The 17,441-nt window shown below is 65.1% G+C and carries 11 protein-coding genes; 3 read left to right on the top strand and 8 right to left on the bottom strand.

Annotated features, from left to right (window positions below):
• Nucleotides 1-42: 42 nt before the first annotated feature.
• The 5 genes from AB4Y31_RS02015 to AB4Y31_RS01995 form a co-directional block, all read right to left on the bottom strand.
• The gene (locus AB4Y31_RS02015) at nt 43-2,289 is read right to left on the bottom strand and encodes a polysaccharide biosynthesis tyrosine autokinase (RefSeq protein ID WP_026229998.1); all 2,247 of its coding nucleotides are present in this window, start codon (nt 2,287-2,289) and stop codon (nt 43-45) included.
• Nucleotides 2,290-2,363: 74 nt separating this feature from the next.
• A complete protein-coding gene (locus AB4Y31_RS02010) occupies nt 2,364-3,482 on the bottom strand; it encodes a polysaccharide biosynthesis/export family protein (RefSeq protein WP_368672480.1) in 1,119 nt (372 codons plus the stop codon).
• A 115-nt stretch (nt 3,483-3,597) separates the two neighbouring features.
• On the bottom strand, nt 3,598-5,136 hold the full coding sequence (locus tag AB4Y31_RS02005; RefSeq protein ID WP_368672479.1) for an undecaprenyl-phosphate glucose phosphotransferase: 1,539 nt from the start codon (nt 5,134-5,136) through the stop codon (nt 3,598-3,600).
• A gap of 27 nt (nt 5,137-5,163) precedes the next feature.
• On the bottom strand, nt 5,164-6,768 hold the full coding sequence (locus AB4Y31_RS02000; protein WP_368672478.1) for a mannose-1-phosphate guanylyltransferase/mannose-6-phosphate isomerase: 1,605 nt from the start codon (nt 6,766-6,768) through the stop codon (nt 5,164-5,166).
• A gap of 13 nt (nt 6,769-6,781) precedes the next feature.
• A complete protein-coding gene (locus AB4Y31_RS01995) occupies nt 6,782-7,753 on the bottom strand; it encodes a GlxA family transcriptional regulator (protein ID WP_368672477.1) in 972 nt (323 codons plus the stop codon).
• 1,431 nt (nt 7,754-9,184) lie between these two features.
• On the opposite strand from AB4Y31_RS01995, the gene AB4Y31_RS01990 reads away from it, so the two are divergent.
• Complete coding sequence (locus AB4Y31_RS01990; RefSeq protein ID WP_368672476.1) at nt 9,185-11,227, top strand: hypothetical protein; 2,043 nt, start codon at nt 9,185-9,187, stop codon at nt 11,225-11,227.
• A gap of 280 nt (nt 11,228-11,507) precedes the next feature.
• Here AB4Y31_RS01990 and AB4Y31_RS01985 read toward each other — a convergent pair whose 3' ends face one another.
• On the bottom strand, nt 11,508-11,708 hold the full coding sequence (locus tag AB4Y31_RS01985; RefSeq protein WP_368672475.1) for a hypothetical protein: 201 nt from the start codon (nt 11,706-11,708) through the stop codon (nt 11,508-11,510).
• Between AB4Y31_RS01985 and AB4Y31_RS01980 the strand changes: the two genes are divergently transcribed.
• Nucleotides 11,707-13,422, top strand: coding sequence for a hypothetical protein (locus tag AB4Y31_RS01980; RefSeq protein WP_368672474.1), 1,716 nt, complete (start codon nt 11,707-11,709; stop codon nt 13,420-13,422). The two genes, AB4Y31_RS01985 and AB4Y31_RS01980, sit on opposite strands and share 2 nt — an antisense overlap.
• A 413-nt stretch (nt 13,423-13,835) precedes the next feature.
• Complete coding sequence (locus AB4Y31_RS01975; protein ID WP_368672473.1) at nt 13,836-14,888, top strand: helix-turn-helix domain-containing protein; 1,053 nt, start codon at nt 13,836-13,838, stop codon at nt 14,886-14,888.
• A gap of 71 nt (nt 14,889-14,959) precedes the next feature.
• On the opposite strand, the gene AB4Y31_RS01970 is transcribed toward AB4Y31_RS01975, so the two are convergent.
• Together AB4Y31_RS01970 and AB4Y31_RS01965 are read right to left on the bottom strand one after the other, a co-directional pair.
• Complete coding sequence (locus tag AB4Y31_RS01970; RefSeq protein WP_368672472.1) at nt 14,960-15,607, bottom strand: DsbA family protein; 648 nt, start codon at nt 15,605-15,607, stop codon at nt 14,960-14,962.
• Between the two features lie 197 nt (nt 15,608-15,804).
• Nucleotides 15,805-17,418 (bottom strand): TAXI family TRAP transporter solute-binding subunit, encoded by a 1,614-nt coding sequence (locus tag AB4Y31_RS01965; protein ID WP_368672471.1) that lies wholly within the window; start codon nt 17,416-17,418, stop codon nt 15,805-15,807.
• Nucleotides 17,419-17,441: the final 23 nt, after the last annotated feature.

Here is a 17,441-nt window from a genome sequence, read left to right as displayed (position 1 = left end):
CGGGCGGCCGGCGCGGCCAAAAGATTGGGCACCGAAAGCCCATCACTCCGAGATGCTTTCATAGCCGTAATAACCGCCGTTGTACGAACCGCCGAGCATCGGCACGGCGGGCGGCACGTCGGTCAGCAGGACACCTTTCAGATTGACGCCGCCCGTCTCCAGGCGCTTCGCCGTCTCGCTGATCTCGGCGATCGGATGGCGTCCATAACGCACGACGAGCAGCGTCGTGCCCGCGTACTTGCCGATGACGGTCGAATCGGTCACCGCGAGCACCGGCGGGGTATCGATGATGACGAGGTCGTAGCGCCGCGAAATCGCTTCGAGCAGGTCGCGGAAACGCTCGCTCATCAGAAGCTCGGACGGATGCGTGGGCAGCGTGCCCTTCGTCAGCACGTCCAGCCCGGGCAGCACTTCGCGCTGGATCACGCTCGACGGATCGGCGCCTCGCAGCACATCGGAAAGCCCCGGCTGGTGCCGCACGCCGAAGTGCGAATGCACCTCGCCGCGCCGCATGTCGCCATCGACGACGAGCACGCGCTTGCCCGCCGAGGCGACGAGCGCGGCCAGGTTGACCGACAGGAACGATTTGCCCGCATCGGGACGAGAGCCCGTCAGCATGACGATGTTGTTGGGCGCCTGATCGAGCGAGAGCTGCAGCGTCGTGCGCAGGCTCCGCACGCCTTCCACGGCGATGTCCTGCGGCGATTGCGCCGCAAGCACGTGCAAGCCCTGCCGGCGCATCATGACGTTCTGCTGTAGGCGAAGCTGCAGCCCGCTGCGCGGCACGACCGCGAACACCGGCACCCCGATCGCGCTCTCGATCTCGTCGGCGCGCTCCACGCCACCGTACAGCGCCTTCTTCACGAACGCGCAGACGATTCCGACGAAGAGACCGCCGCCGAAACCGATGAGGATCACGATGAAGCGTTTCGGCCAGACGGGCTCGTCGGGTGTCTCGGCGAAGTCGACGACGCGCACGTTGCCGATCTGTCCCGCCTTCACGACGCGCAGTTGCTGCGCGCTGTTCAGCAGATTCGTGTAGAGCTCCGTGTCGACGCGTACGTCGCGCAACAAGCGCAAGGCGGTCTGCTCCGTGTCGGGCAGCGCTTCCACGCTTTTCGACATTTGCCCCTGCGAACCCTGCAATTGCGCAATTTGAGCGTCGAGCGCCTGGACCGCCGGGTGATTCGCCGTGAAGCGCTGCGAAAGATCGGCGCGCTGACGTTGCAGGTCGGCAAGCTTCGTCTTGTTGTCGACCATCTGTTGCAGCAGTAGGCGACTCTCTTCGCTCAGATCGACGGTACCGTGCTGATTACGGAAGTTGTTGTAGCGCTGTTCGGCTGTATCAAGCTCGTGGCGCAACTGCGGCAGTTGCTCGTCGAGGAACGAGAGGGTGCGTTCGGCTTCGGCCATGCGGCGATCGGCGTCCTGCTTGATGAACTGCCGCGCGATGCCGTTGACGACGTTGGCCGTCAACACCGGATTCTGCCCTTGCAGCGTGACGCTGATGATGCCGGACTGCAGCGCCGTTTCCGTGACGCGCAGCGCCTTTTGCAGCCGCTCGACGGTATCGAGCGTCGACGAGCGCGTGAGTTGGAACTGCGTGCCGGGACGGCCCGTGAGTTGATCGACGTGAACGGTTACCGGGCCTGCCGCCGAGACACCGCTCACATCCTCGCCGACATGGCCGTTCGCGATCGCGATGCCTTCCGGGTCGTTGAGGGTAAAGGTGCCGTTCGGACCGGCCGTCAGCGTGAACGACTTGCCATAGAGCGTTTTAGGCGTATCGAAGCGGGCCACCGAGATCTTCTCGTTGCCCCACGCGAAACCGCCGAGATCCATGAACGGCTGGACCTTGAAGCCCCACTTGCCCGTCGTCAACGCCGCGAGCAGCGGCCCGATCACGGGCACCTCCCGCGGCTCCGCCGAAATATCGAGGTGCAGATCGCGCACCGTCGCTTCCGTGACGAGGCGCGATTTCAGCAGCTCGATTTCCGCGGCCGTGGTCGCCTTTCTCGTGAACATTCGCGAAAGCGGCTCGATCTGCTGCTGTTGGTTGTTGCCACCGCCGCCGTTGTCGCCGTTCTGCACGTCTTCGACCTGGATCACCGCGTCGGCCTTGTAGACCGGCTTGGCAAGGAATGCGTAGGCCAAGCCAAGCAGCGTCACGACGGCCGTGACCATTGCGATGAGCCGCCAATTGCTGAATATCGCCTGAAGATAATCGGTCAGACGCAATTCGTCGGCGGCCGAAACGTCGGTGTAGCGGTTGTCGAAATTCATAGCCATGTCAGTTGCTCTCTCTTGCGAGATGTCCCGTCATGCCTCGCCGCGCGTGACGGGACGAATGTTTGCAATCGATGTCAGTACTTCGACACGAGGGCTCCTGTGAGCGCCGCATTGACCGCCGGCAGCAGCAGGTTCAGCACACGGTTGAACTTGACGAGGCCACCGTTATCGACGTAGACGACGTCTCTCGCTTGCAGCTGAAACTGATTCGCGAGCACCATCGAGACAGGCGACGTCGCGTCCAGGTGGTAGATCTGCGGCTGGACGCCGTCACCGTCGCGAATGACGAACAGCGACTTGGCCTTGGCGGTGTTTTCGTTGAAGCTACCCGCCTCGGAGATCGCCTGGGCCAGCGTCAGCTTGCCGTTGCGCAACGGCATGACCGTCGCGGGCTTGTTGAGCTCGCCCATCATGTAGACGCCGTTCTCGTCACGCGAACCAACCCGCACCATGTCGCCGGGCTTCAGCACAATGTCATTAGGGTTGCGCCCCGCTTTCACGATCGCGTTGAAGTTGATTGGATACGTCACTCCGTCACGCACGAGCGATACCTGACTTTGGTCCGCGTTGGCCGTGAACCCGCCGGCGCGCCCGATCGCCTGTGTCAGCGTCATCGGGATGTCGTTGATCTGCTGCGAGCCGGGCTTGCCGACCTCGCCGTCGATGTAGACTTGCGAGGAACGGAATGAAGCAACGCGCACCGTCACCTCGGGGCTTTTGTAGACTTTGCTGATCCGCGAAACGATCTTGCGCTGGACTTGCTCGACGCTTTCTCCGGCAACGTGAACGGTCCCCGCATACGGGAACTGAATGTTGCCTGCCTCGTCGACGAGAAAGCCCGGCGCGGCGTCGGACTCACGCGTGTTCTGCGCTCCCTGGCCGAGCGCCGCCGCGAGCTCTGGGTGATCCCAGACAGTGATCTGCAGCACGTCGCCAGGGCCGACCGTATAGGCGCTCGGCTTGCCGAACAGGCTCGTCAGCTGCGGCGAAAGCGGCTGCGCGCCTGCTTGCCCGTTCATCTGGCGAATCAGTGCGAGATTGATGTCCGTGATGGGAATCTGTACCTTCTGCTCCGGTTCCTTGCTGTATTGACCGCCCGTCTCCGTGACTGTCGGCGGCTGCTCCATGCGCTGGCCGGGCACGATCGAGCAGGCCGAGACGAGGCCCGCCAGCGCGACGAAAACGAATGTCATGAATGCGCGGTTGCGCAACTCCCAATAGCACATGATTTTTGTCCTCCGTGCCGGTTATTGACTTCAGCGCGCGCCTACCGGGAAAGCGGCGCCATTTGGCCTACCATCAGTCAAGTCAGTAAGCGTTGCTATGAATCAGTCCCTTGACGACGGTGGCGGCGATGATCCGCATATCGAGCCCGAAGGACCAGTTACCGAGGTAATACAGATCGTGCGCGACGCGCCGCTCCATCTTCTCGATACGGTCTGTTTCGCCTCGATACCCGTTGATCTGAGCCCAGCCCGTGATGCCTGGCTTGATGCGATAGCGGTGGATGTAGCCGGCGACGACCTTTTGATAGAGATCATCGTGCTCGAGCGCGTGCGGGCGCGGCCCCACCACCGACATGTCGCCCTTCAGCACGTTGATGAACTGCGGCAGCTCGTCGAGGCTCGTGCGGCGCAGGAACGCACCGATCTTCGTCACGCGCGGGTCTTGCCGCACGGCCTGCTTGACGACCCCAGGCTCCTCCACATGCAGCCGCATCGAGCGGAACTTGTAAATCGTGAAGACGCGTCCATCGGCCCCTTTGCGCTTTTGCTTGAAGAAGACCGGGCCCGGCGACGAAAGCTTGACGGCGATCGCGATCGCGATCATCAGCGGCGCAAGTCCGATCAAAGCGCAGGCTGCGAAGACACGGTCGAAGAGATCCTTTTTCATCATCGCGCTCGGCGAAAGCGGCGAGGCGATGAGATTGATCGCGGGCACGCCCAGCAAATCGATGATGCCGCTCGTATCGAACAGCGCGAGCGAGCGCACGTCGGGCATGAAGCGGATGTTCACGAGGTCGTTGCGAAACTCCCCAATGATCGACAGAATCGTGCGCTCCTCAGAGAGCGGCAGCGCGAGCCATAGCTCGTGCACATCGCTCGTGCGGACATACTGCGCGAACGACTCGATATCGTCGAAGCGCTGCATGCGCGCATCGGACCCGCTCGACTCGGCCGCGGACGCGGCCGCGGTTCTTGCGGCGCGCGCCGAGGCGTCGAGCCGCGCGTAGGCATGGGTCGCGCGCAGCGCGAGCGGCAATCCGAGCGGCGAAGGCGCGGCGGATGCATCGGCCGAAGCCGCGTCGAGCACTTGCGCTTCGCCGCTCGCCGTCTTCGGCACGTAGATGGCGGAAGCGCGAAAACCCGTCGCCGGCGCCGCTTGAATGCGGCGCAGGATCGCGTTGCAATGGTGGCCTGAACCGACGAGCGCCACCTGATGCAGGTTCATGCCCGCGTGGCGCAGGCGTGCCAGCACCGCATGCGAAGCGAGCCGGTAGGCGATCAGCAGGCCGCCCGCGAGCGCCGTCCAATACGCAAACCAGAGCCGGGAGACGAAATCGATCTGGCGCAGCGAGAACATCACCATTAGCGCACATGCCTGCACGACGAGCCACGCGAGCGCCACCTGCCCCGCCAGCACGCGCTTCGAGCGGCCGCGCCACGACTCGTAGACCCCGAACACGGGGAACAGCACGAGCGCGAACGCGGCGGTGAAGAGCGCGAACGCATCGGTAAAGCCGCGATGGGCCCAGCCCGAAAAGCGCATTTCCGAAGCCAGCACTGCCGTCGCGATGATGAGCACGACATCGATGAGCCGCGCACATAAGCCTTGTAGGTCACGCATATCGGTACTCCGGGGACCCGGGACGCATCAATGCGCCTTCGAGCCGTTGCCGTCTTGCTTGCCGTTGTTGCCTTCCTGGACGGCTTGCGCCGCGCATCGCCCGTATTGATCGTCGAAACGGACAATGTCGTCTTCACCGAGATAGGCGCCCGACTGCACCTCGATGATTTCGAGCGGCACCTTCCCCGGGTTCTCGAGCCGATGACGGACGCCGAGCGGGATGTACGTCGACTCGTTTTCGCTCAACAGGAACTGCTCGTCGCCGCGTGTCACGAGCGCCGTCCCACGCACGACTACCCAGTGCTCGGCACGATGGTGGTGCATCTGCAGCGATAGGCGAGCCCCCGGTGAGACGACGATGCGCTTCACCTGGAATCGATCTCCGTGGTCGATCGAGTCGTAAAAGCCCCAAGGGCGGTGCACCTTGCGATGAGCGTCCGCCTCGGGCGCATGGTCGGCCTTGATGCGCGCAACGAGCCCCTTCACGCGTTGCACATGGGAGCGATCGGCAACGAGCACCGCATCGGGTGTTTCGACGACGACGACATTGGACGTCCCCACGCACGCGACGAGCCTGCCCGCCGAATGCGCGTACGTTGAGGTAGCGCCTTCGAAGACGACGCGTCCACGTGCGACGTTGCCGTCCTGATCCTTGTCGAGCGCGTCCCAAACCGCGTCCCACGAGCCGAGATCGGACCAGCCGGCATCGAGCGGTATCACCACGCCACGGAACGTCGAGTCGCCCGAGCCGAGCCGCTCCATGACCGCGTAGTCGATCGAGTCCGCCGGCGCGCGCTCGAATGCCTCGGGCGCGGGATCGAAACGCTCGCCGCGCGTCGTGCCGCCAGCGACCGCGGCAAGACAGGCCTCGTGCATCTCGGGCCTGAATGCCCGCAATGCGTCGAGCCACACCGAGGCGCGCATGATGAAGATGCCGCTGTTCCACCAGTAGGTGCCCGCGGCCAGATACTGCGCGGCGAGCTCCGCGGCCGGCTTCTCCACGAAGCGGTCGATTTCGTGCGCGCCGTCGTCGAGCGCCTCGCCGACGCGGATGTAGCCGAAGCCTGTATCGGGCCGCGTCGGCGGCACGCCGAGCGTCGCGATCGCGCCGCGTTCCGCGTATTGCGCGGCAAGCTCGATCGCGGCTTGCAGCGCGGGGATGTCGCTGATCGAATGATCGGCGGGCATGACGACGAGAATTGCATCGTCGCCCTCGTCGGCGCATGCGCGCGCCGCCGCAAGCGTCAGCGCGGGCGCGGTATCGCGGCGCGCCGGCTCGACGATGAGCCGCGGGACGACGCCGCTTTGACGCAACTGTTCGTCGATGATGAAGCAATGCTCGCCGCCGCAGACGACGATCGGCGAGTCGGCCATCTCCCAGCAGTCGGAAAATCCGTCGAGACGGCGCACCGTCGCCTGCAGCAGAGTATCGGAGCCCACCACGTCGATGAGCTGCTTCGGATAGTGCTCGCGCGACATCGGCCACAAGCGCGTTCCGGAGCCGCCGGCCAGCACGACGGGGACGAGCCGCTTGCACGGCGTCGTCGCCACACGCGCCCGCGCGGCGACCGTGTCCGACCTCGCCGAGGCCGCCGCGGCTCCATTGACGTATCGTTGTTCCTGAGACCTCATGCCATCACTCCTCTCAGCCGCCCGCTTCGCGGCGACTTTGCATGCGGAACTCGGTCGGCGAAATCATCATCCGCTTGCGGAAAATCTTCGCGAGACGATCGCCATTGCCCATCCCGCTGCGCCGCGCGATCTTGTCCACCGGCAGTTCCGAATCGATGAGCAGGCTGCAGGTAATCGCCAGACGCGCCTGCAGCAGGTAGTCCGAAGGCGTCATCCCGAGCTCGAGCTTGAAGCGGCGCAGGAAGTTGCGCTCGCTCATCGCGGCCACTTGAGCCGCGTCCGCGATCGAAATCGGCCGCTCACAGTTGTCTTGCAGCCAGCGCGCCGCCGCACGAATCTTGTCGCCGGCACTCGCGGCACCCGCATCGCCGAGCAGCGGCACGAACCGCGCGCTGGACCCCGGCATCAGCCGCTCAGCGACGCTGCGCGCAATGTCGAGGCCGAGGTCGCGCTTGACCATCGTCAGCGCACCCTTCATCGGCGCGAGCCGATCGCTCGTATCGACGGGCGGCGTCTCACGCCCGTTCTGCCGCAAATAGCTATTGAACTGATGTTCGCTGTCGCGATTGGCGATGCCAGCCGCCTCCAGCAGCGCGCGACCCTCGTCGATCGAGCGGACGTTCGCTGTCTTCACATGGACCCGACGCAGCCAGCCGATCAATCGCTCGTCGCTCGCCGCCGCTTGAGCGCCCTTGCCACCGGCGACGAAGAGCGCGTCGAAACCGTTGAAATGGCGGGCGTCGAGCCCGTCGGTCCAGACCCTCACCGAAGAGGAGCAGGTCACGTTCCCGCCGCCGGCTGAAAGGAAGGAAACGTCGTAGACCCAATCGTCGCTCGAGCGCGTCGCGACGAGCTCGTTGGCCACATGGAAGACTTCAGCGACAAGTCCTGCACCGAGCAGCGAAAACCCGTCGAACAGGACGATTGCGATGCGGCGCGTTGCGCACCGGTTGCTCTTCTCCGAAACATGCAACCAACCCAACATGGCAGGTTCGATACTCGCGTTACTCGCGTAAGGCATGGCATTTCCCTCAAAAGTCATTGCCTGCATATCGGCCATCCCCCTGGTCAATTTGCAGTGCATCATAAACAGACGAATAGCGCGTTGCGGATGCCGTGACGCAATTCAGCGACATGTTGGCGGAATTCTTCCGGCGAATGTCGTCTGAATCCAACGACCATTTTTTCCACCTTGCGCGATTCCCCTGGACCAATCGGACCATCCAATTAATTACCGAACCTTTCACATACCTTTTAGTAAAAAAGCGCCAGCGCGCAGCGGCAGAGACGATGCCGGCGCCTTGGTCTTCCCCTGGCAATAAACGCCTAGCCACCCGTTACTTGACGGCTTGCGAAAGAGATTCGGCTTCGTGCGAGCCGATATGACCGAATACGGCAAGACCCGGGCCTGAACCGGACGACGCGTGGGCGCCTGCACTTGCCGCACTCCTGGGGCGTTTCGGTCGGGACATTAGGGTTCCCCCCGAACGACCGCACGCAACCGAAGATAGACGTTGGCAGAAAAGTAGTGTGTTGCGCAGGCCACATTCGCACACACCGTGGATGCGATGAATTGCGCCGCACATCGGCACTTATTCCTTAATTTCCTATTTCCTATTATCTAACCACATCACTCCCCGGGGCGGCATGTTTCAAAACTGATTCATTTTTGATTCTTTTGACATTTATGTGTACGCGCAATTATTTGTCTTTATCGATCCTGTCATCGCTTCACCGAATCGTCTGATGAATAGCCAGCGCGCGGCGGCTTCTGCCCCCGTGCAGAGCCCATCTACCTTGCGCTGCAACATGCGAGCCGGCGCTCTCGGCCCGGTGTCAGGCCCTCTGCGCTCGCGGGTTCACTCGTGTGTTCACGCAGCGCCATCCGTGCGCGCGTCAGCAAGAATTGCCGCCGCACAGTAGCCATCCGCCATCGACGACAGGGCCGCGCCCGCCCGTTTCCGTCACGCCGAACGCCTTGCCCAGTAAGCTTCCGCCAACTCATCCGCAAATTTCCGCCACGTGATCTGCGTAAATGCGCTAGATGTTTCAGTGCCGAAAATTGCCGAAAGCCGTTAGTCTCTCGGCTGCGAGTCGTCCCCCCCAATCGGAATTTCGTCGGTCCCCAAGACCTGCACATCATTTCGTCTCGAGGCTGCTTCTCAAGCCTTTCCTGCTCGCAGACTTCGCGGCGCGCGATTCAGTCGCCCATCGGCGATCCGTTTCAGGCACGGCCGAACCCACCGGCCGGGGATACCTCCCTTTTTGCCGAACCGGGCCCGTGCGCCAATTCCCGTTGACAGCCGCCGACAGGCGGCACCGTGCATCGTCGTGGCGGCGATGTGCGACGCCCTACGCTTGCCTTTGCGCTTGCATAGGCCGACGCAGGGTGCTTCTTGTAGCCAACAACGACAGAATGAACGACTTTTATCTCAACACTCAGAGCACTTCCAGGATTTCCAACCGTCCCCTAACCAACCGACCCATCCCCACCCGCCTCGCAGCGCTCGCTGCCTTCACCTTCACGCTCGCCGCATGCGGCGGCGGTGGCGGGGGCAGCGGCCCGACGGCCGCTGCCGCGGCGGCTAGTCCCTCGGGCCAAGCGAGTGCCGTGAACTCGCCCACCGCGATCGTCGCCGCGGGCGGCGAAGCGCTGAGCTGCGGCTCGCCCTCGGCGGCAAGCGCCGCCGGGTCGGGCGGCAATCTCATCGAAGCCGACACGCCGGGCAGCGACGGCTCGCGCATGTTTGCGCTCGGCAAGCCGTTCACGATTGCGTTGACGACGCGCGCGGCGAGCGACGACACACTCACGTGGAAGGTGACGGACGACTGGAACGTCGTGCGCGCAAGCGGAAGCGTTCCCGTGAAGAGCGGCGCGCAAACCGTCACGCTCAGTTGCTCATCGACGCTGGCCGGTTACTTCGCCGTATCGGCGACGCTCGCGAAAGAGGGCGGCCAATTGCCCTCGCAGGGCACGCGTCCGACGGGCATCGCGACATTCGGCGTGTTGCCTGACGTATCGGCGACGCTGCCCGCGGTCTCGTTCGCCCGTGAGGATCAGCATCGCTTCGGCGGCCAGGGCGCCAACTATCTCGTGGCCGGACAAACGTGCTGCAGCGGGGACGGCTATCGGCCGCTCTATACCGATCTCGGCCTCTCGTGGGTCAACGACAACCGCAACTGGTACGCGGAGGAGCCGAACGGGCCGAACACGTTCGTGCCGAGCACCAACACGTTGGCGCCCTTCTTCCGCAAGGGCGACATCATGCGTCTGATCCAGCTTGACGGCATTCCGGGCTGGGCGAGCCCGACGGGCGCGCAGACCGAGGGCTATGCGCCCGTCAACGAAGCGGCGTTCCAGGACTACACGAGCCGCGTCGGGGCCGATTCGGCCGCGATCCGCGCGGCATTCTTCCCGAACCAGTCGGCCAACTACTATCAGATCACGTGGGAGCCGGACGGCGGAGGATCGACGCAATGGCACGATTCCGACGCGAACTTGGTCGCGATGTATCGCGCCGCCTACACGGGGCTGCATTCGACCGATCCGCACGCCGTCGTGATGGGCGTCACGGATGCGCTCTTGCGCACGAACACGCAGTGGCTCGCGCGGCTCGCGCCGCTCGGCATCGCGCAGTACCTCGACGGTCTGTCGGTTCACGGCTACTACGATGCGGGCACCTCGCCCTCGCATCCGCCCGAGCGCCTCGCCACGGATCCTGATCCGGCCACGGCCGCCAACGCGCTGCCCGCCTCGATGCGTGAGCTGCGCGCCGCGATGGCCAAGTACCTGAAGCCCGGTGCGAAGCTGTTCTCCACCGAAACGGGCATCAGCTACGACACGGGCGCGTCGTATGGTCCGAACTATCCGTCGCAGAACGTGCTGTTTGCGCACGGCGCCGTCGTGGCGCGCTCGCAGCTGATCCTGCTCGGGGAAGGCGCCGACATGAGCTACGTGTTCTATTCGTCCGATTCGTCCGCCGACACCCCCGGGTACGGCATCTTCTTCGATCTGTCGAACGCGCAGGGCAGCTTCGGTTCGAGCAACATCAGCCCGAAGCCGGCCGCGATGGCCGTTGCCGCGATGACGCGCCTCATCGACGGCACGACGACGATGGGATATCTCAACGACGTGCCGACGGGCGTCTACGGCTACGCGTTTCAGCGCTTGAACGGCGGCAAGATCGTGACGGCGCTCTGGACGCACAACAACGCCGCCTGGAACACGTCGTCCGGGTTCAGCGAGACGTACAGCGTGCCTTACTCGCTCAAGGTCGATGACGACGGCACGTCCGGCAACGTCACCGTGCTCGACGCCATGGGCAACGCGGCGACGGTGCCGTACACCAACGGCCATATCGCGCTGACGCTCTCCGAATCGCCGATCTACGTCGTCTCGACGAACGCATCCGCGATGAAGTCGCACGTCACCGCGCCGGCCGGCTACGTGACGCAATAAGCGAGCAAGCGGCAGTACCACGACGGGCGGCTCATCGCGAGCCGCCCGTCGGTCAATGTTCGGGAACCCACAGTCGCCGCAAGAACGATGTGATGTAGTCCAAAGTCGGCTTCTTGAAGGCGTTCCCGCATATGATCGCTGCGTTCAAGTATTTCCGCGGCATCCCTGCCCGGACTTTCGTTTTCTCGAGCCGGCGTTCCGTTTCCTCGATACCCGCACGGAGCATGCGGCCGCTATTGGCCTGCCTCGTATGGCTCATGGTCGCCGCCTGCAATCGGACTCAGGCGGGCGACGACGCGAGCGGCACGGCCGGTTCCCCTTCCACACCTCCAACGAAGGCCGCATCGTCGGCACCGATGCGAATCGCAACGGGCTCGATCGCATGCGAGCCGCAGGCCGCATCGCCCTCGGCCGCACCTGCTCCTTCCGCAAAGGGCGCCCCGATCGAAGCCGACACGCCAGGCAGCGACGGCACGCGCATGTTCGAGCTCGACAGTCCCTTCACGATCGCATTCACGACGCGCACGAGCGCGGACGATACGATCGTCTGGCAACTGCGCGACGATCGCAACGCCGTGCGCGCAAGCGGGCGAACGAAGGTGGCCAGTGGAGCGCGGACGACGACGTTGCAGTGCCGCTCGACACTGGCCGGCTACTTCGCGCTTTCGGCGAAGCTCGCGCGCACGGGCGATGCGTTGCCCGAGCGCGGCACGCGTCCCGCCGGCATCGCGACGTTCGGCGTGCTGCCCGACGTTTCGTCAGTGCTTCCGCCCGTCGTCTATGCTCGCGAAGATCAGCATCGCTTCGGCGGCCAGGGCACCAACTATCTCGCGCCGGGTCAGGCCTGCTGCGACGGCGACGGCTATCGGCCGCTCTACACCGATCTCGGCCTCTCATGGGCCAACGACAACCGCAACTGGTACATGAAGGAGCCCGAGCGGGCCGATACCTTCAAGCCCGGCGTCGACACGCTCGCCCCTTACTTCAGGAAGGGCGACATCATGCGCCTCATCCAGCTCGACGGCATACCGGGCTGGGCGAGTGCGACGGGCAAAGCCACGCATAGCTACCTTCCCGCTTCGGAAACGGCATACGGCAGCTACATGCGGCGCGTCGGCACGGATTCGTCGCTGATCCGTAACGAGTACTTTCCGCGCCAGGCGAACAACTACTACCAGGTGACGTGGGAGCCCGACCCGGACAGCGGACTGCCCTGGCGCGATTCGGACGCTCACTTCGTCGCGCTCTATCGTGCCACCTACGAAGCGATACACGCGACCGATCCGCATGCCGTCGTCATGGGTCCGACGAATGCCTCCGTACGCGAGAACACGCGCTGGCTGAAACGGCTCGCCCCGCTCGGGCTCGCGCGCTATCTGGACGGCGTCGCCATCCACGGCTACTACGATATTGGCTGCTCGCCCTCTCATCCGCCCGAGCGTCTCACGACCGACTCCGATCCCGCCAAAGCGGCCGATGCGCTGCCCGCCGCGATGCGCGAGCTGCGGCGCACGATGGCCCAGTATCTGAAGCCCGGCGCAAAGCTCTTCGCCACGGAAACAGGCGTCAGCTACGACGTGGGGACGTCGTACGGCCCCGACTATCCGACGCAAGACGTGCTCTTCGCGCACGGTGCCGTCGTGGCGCGCACGCATCTCATCATGCTCGGCGAGGGCGCGGATACGACGTTCATCTTCTATTCGTCCGATCCGCCCGATCCCCCGCCCGGTTATGGGCTCTTCTTCAACCTCGCCGAAACCAAGGGCGGCTACGGCGCGAGCCATATCAGCCCGAAGCCGGCCGCGATGGCCGTTGCCGCGATGACGCGCATCGTCGACGGCACGACCACGCTCGGCTATCTCGACGACGTGCCGACGGGCGTCTATGGCTACGCGTTTCAGCGCTTGAACGGCGGCAAAGTCGTGACGGCACTCTGGACGCACAACAACGCCGACTGGAATACGTCATCCGGGTTCAGCGAAACGTATAGCGTGCCTTACTCGCTGAAGGTCGACAACGATGGCGCGTCGGGCAACGTGACCGTGCTCGATACGATGGGCAACGCAGCGACGATGCCCTACCACGACGGCCGCGTCTCGCTCAGGCTCTCGGAGTCGCCGATCTACGTCGTCTCGACGAACGCATCCGCGATGAAGTCGCACGTCACCGCGCCCGCGGGCTACCTCGGCCGTTGAGCACTGGGTGCCCTGTCCCGCAGGGCACAGAGCATCGGGGAACCGCTCGCTGACACGCGATTCAACGTCGGCGACGAGAGGCCCGCAATGCTCATTTGACCTGACGAAACGACCGTCAGAGCCGTTACTCAAATCGATGGGCACGCGGGCCGGCGCGAACGGACGAAGCGTGCGCGAAGTATCGAAATGATCTGCCAACATCTCGCGCTTTTCCGACGATGGTCGCAGCGGTTGCCGGCGCGACGCCTATGATGCGACGGCCGGCTCCTGCCTTCGCTACCCTGCTTGAGCGAATGGCGTCGCCTCGCGCGCCGAGGCGCCGAGGCGCCGATGCATCACGAACCACGCTGCGAGGCGAATGCCACGAAGCGACGCCCGTTCACCGAACGCTCCCTTCGCGCGACTTTGCTCACATGGCCAAACGGATCGCTATCCTGATCTTTGACGCGTTCTCTCTCGTCGAAGTGAGTTCGGTGGCGGAGGTCTTCCGGCTCGCCGACGAGATCGAGCTCGAGCACGAGACGGCGCTGAAGGAGTCGGACGCCCCGACGGCCACTGCTCATTCGTCGCCTTCCGAGCCCCCGCCGTTGCCGGAATCCCTCGAACATTTCGAATCCACGGAGCCGCACGAGCCCTACGAGCTCATCGTCGTATCGGACGCGGGCGGCAGCGTCGCGAGCAGCGGCGCGATGCGCGTGTGGTCCGACCGGCTCGACACGTACGCGTCGGGCGGATTCGATGTCCTGTTCATCGCCGGCGGTCCCGGTGCCGCGCGCGCGAAGGAAGACGAATCGTTCATGCACCATCTGCGCGAAGCGCTTCAGCATACGCGCGTGGTCAAGCCGATCGGCGAAGGGTTCGGCATCCTCGCGGCCGCCAACGCGACGCAAGGCACCGAGGCGGGCGCTCAACCGAACGTGCCGATCGCGCTCGGCGTGGCCGCGCGTACCGCACCACTCGTCGAGCAGGCCGTCGCGCTCGACGATCCGCTCGGCCCGATCGCGGCGGCGCTGTCGATCGTCAAGCGCGACCGCGGCGCCAATGCAGCGCGCGAAATCTCCGAGCGCTCGATGCCGGGCGCCTGGCGGCGCCTTGGCGCCGTGCTCGGCGAACTCGACGAAGGCGGCGCGCGCGAGAAGATCAACGCAGCCGCGCGCTGGATGCGGGAGAACTACGGGCGACCGATTTCGGTCGCGAAGGCGGCGCAGGTCGCCGCGATGAGCGAGCGCAGCTTCTTGCGCCGCTTCAAGTCGCAAATGGGACTCACGCCCTCCGAATATCTGCTGAGGGCGCGGCTCGATGCGAGCTGCCTGCTGCTCGTCGCGACCGATCTGCCCGTCGACAAGATCGCGCGCCGCTGCGGCGTCAGCAGCGGCGACGGTCTCGCGAAGATCTTCCGCAAGCGCCTGTCCATCTCGCCGACCGAATACCGCATTGCCGAGCGACGGCGCGCGAATCAGCGCTGAACCGACCGCAAACGCCCGCATCCCCTCGCACGCTCACCGACTCAGCTCTTCGCTCACCGTGAATCCGGCCATCAACACTGCGACTCGAGCCCGCTCGGCAGCGCGCTGACGCGCCGGACTTCGGGCGATTCGAGCCAGCTCGGCGAACGCGCGCAATAGAGCATCATCGGCAAGGCGTCCTCACCCCAAAAGATCTGCCCGTTGAGGCGAAACATCGGCACGCCGAAGACGCCGAGCGCGACCGCGTCCTCGAAATTGCGTCGCAGGCGGGCCTTCGTCTCTTCCTGCTCGATCAGCCGCTCGCCCTGCGGCACCCCCAGCTGCCTGCACAGATCGGCGAAACCGTCGGGCGTCGACGGATCGCGCCCATCGCGCCAGATGAAGCGGAACATCGCGCAGACGGTCGGGACATCGGCCTCGAGCGCGGCGGCCAACAGGAGCGGCTTCGTCGAATCGAACGGATGCACGGGCGGCATCTTGAACGGGATGCCGAGCTGCTCGGCGCGAAAGAGCGCGTGCCGGTAGACGAATACGCGCTTCGGCGCAACTTCGTTCGCCGGGCGTTGCCCCCAGTGCCGGTAGAGCGCGTAAAGCGACACGGGCACGAGCCGGAACGGCATGCGGGGCCACTTGTCGTGTTGCTCGAGCAGCAGGTACGAAAACGGCGAGACGAAATCGTAGAACCATAGCGGCGCGGCCGCATCGATGGTTTGGCTCATTTGGCTCTCCTGATGCCCGTCGCGACGGCGCCGCGCCGGTGCCGCGGCTCGCCGTCGCCACCATCTTACGCGTCGGCGCCGCGGCGCGGACCTAGGCGTCGCCCTCGCTTACGTTCGTTACAGAACCGTAGTCGTAGCCCGTAGCCGTCGCGGGCGGTGTGCCTTCGATGTTTGCGCCTCCATCTGCTGGCCCGGCCCTAGGCGGCGCTCATGCTTCTTTTCGCAAGGCGCGCGCGCACGAAGCCGATATGCTCGCGCAGAACGTAGAACTGATCGGCATAGGCGAGCGGGATCTTGAGCCTGTTGACGGACTCCTCGATCCGATCGAGCCTTTCGACGAGCTCCGCGCGCTCGCTTTCCGTCGTCTCGTTGAACGCCGCTCGCTCCAGCGCGATCAGCGCGCCGTACCAGCGATAGAGCCGCGACTTGACTCGCCACGCGTAGAGCGAAGGCACGAGCCTCAGGCCCGGAATCAGGACGACGACGATCGGCACGACGAGCACGATGAGACGATCGGCGAGGCTTGCGAGCCAGAACGGCAGTACGCGGTAAAGGAAGCTCTTGCCCGATTTGTAGTAACGCGCCGCATCGTCGGAGAGCGGAAAGTCGTGCACGAGCGGCGCGGGGAATTCGCCGGCCCGCTGCAACAGCGTGGCACCGCCATTCACCTCACGTGCCGCCTCGACGAGCAGATCCGAGAGCGCCGGATGCAGCGAGTCTCGCGCAATCAAGTCCACCGTCGGCGAGAGCGTGTGCACGGTCGCGGGCGGCAGGTTCTTGCCGAGGTCGAATGCGCCCATCGGCAATGCGATGTTGTTCAGATAGGGGAAGCGGCGCGCGTAGGCTTCGGCCTGCACGAACGAAAAGAAGCGGACGTGCGGCGTGCGCGTGAGCCGTGCCATCACGGGAAGCTGCACCGAATCGCCCGCGAAGAAGGCCGCGTCGATGGTGCCGGCCGTCAGTGCGCGCGCCGCTTCCTCGCCCGTCATCGGCATGAGCGTCGTCGCCCCGCCGGGCGTGATGCCGTTCGCCTTCAGAAGCACGAGCGCGAGCGCGCGAGCGCCACTGCCCTCGGGGCCGATCGCCAGCCGCTTGCCGGCAAACTCCGAGAGGAAGATGCGTCGCGGGCCGTTGTAGAAGACGACGAGCGGCACGTAAGCAACGCTGCCGAGCGAAACGAGTCCCTCGGGCGGCGCGGGCGGACCGGACGCGGCGACCGGCGTGGCCGGTACCGCGGGGTGGGCCGACGCGGCCAGCGCCGGCGCCGATGAAGCTTTACCCGATGACGACGCCGCGGCGGCCACGGACGACGATGCGCCTGCGGCCGACGAGGGGGTTGCCGCGTCGTCCGAAGCCGTCGAGCCGCCGCCCGGCGCCGCCGCCGTCGCCGTTGTCCCGGAAGCCGCCGTGCTCGACGCGGCCTGGCCCGGCGAGGCCCCGCTCGCGGATACGGCGGAGAGCAGACCGCTTTGGACGAAGCCGACATCGACATGACTCGAAGGATCGGCGAGCCGCCGCAGATTCTGCAACGAGCCTTCGGAAGGCAGCACGACGAGCGTGATGCCGTTGCGCGCGAGGATCTGCTTATACCGCTGCGCGGCATTCCAGAACGAGCTGCCCGGCGGCCCCGAGGTGATCGTCAGCGTGCTCGGCGGCGCGGGCTGGATAAGACGAATCGCAATCCAGATGGCGGCCGCCGAAATGGCGAGGATCGGCCCGAACGAGACTGCGAGGTCGCGCCAGGAGATCGCGACGAAACGGGCAACGAGGCGCGGAGTACGGCGTGGAAGTTCTCGTTTCGGTCGCTTCATCGGGTCGTCGTCGGAGGGTCGTG

Source organism: Trinickia sp. EG282A (assembly GCF_040965455.1).
In the GTDB taxonomy this organism is placed as follows: domain Bacteria; phylum Pseudomonadota; class Gammaproteobacteria; order Burkholderiales; family Burkholderiaceae; genus Trinickia; species Trinickia symbiotica.
Note: the sequence above shows the minus strand (reverse complement) of the source record. Positions and strands in the feature narration are given on the sequence as shown.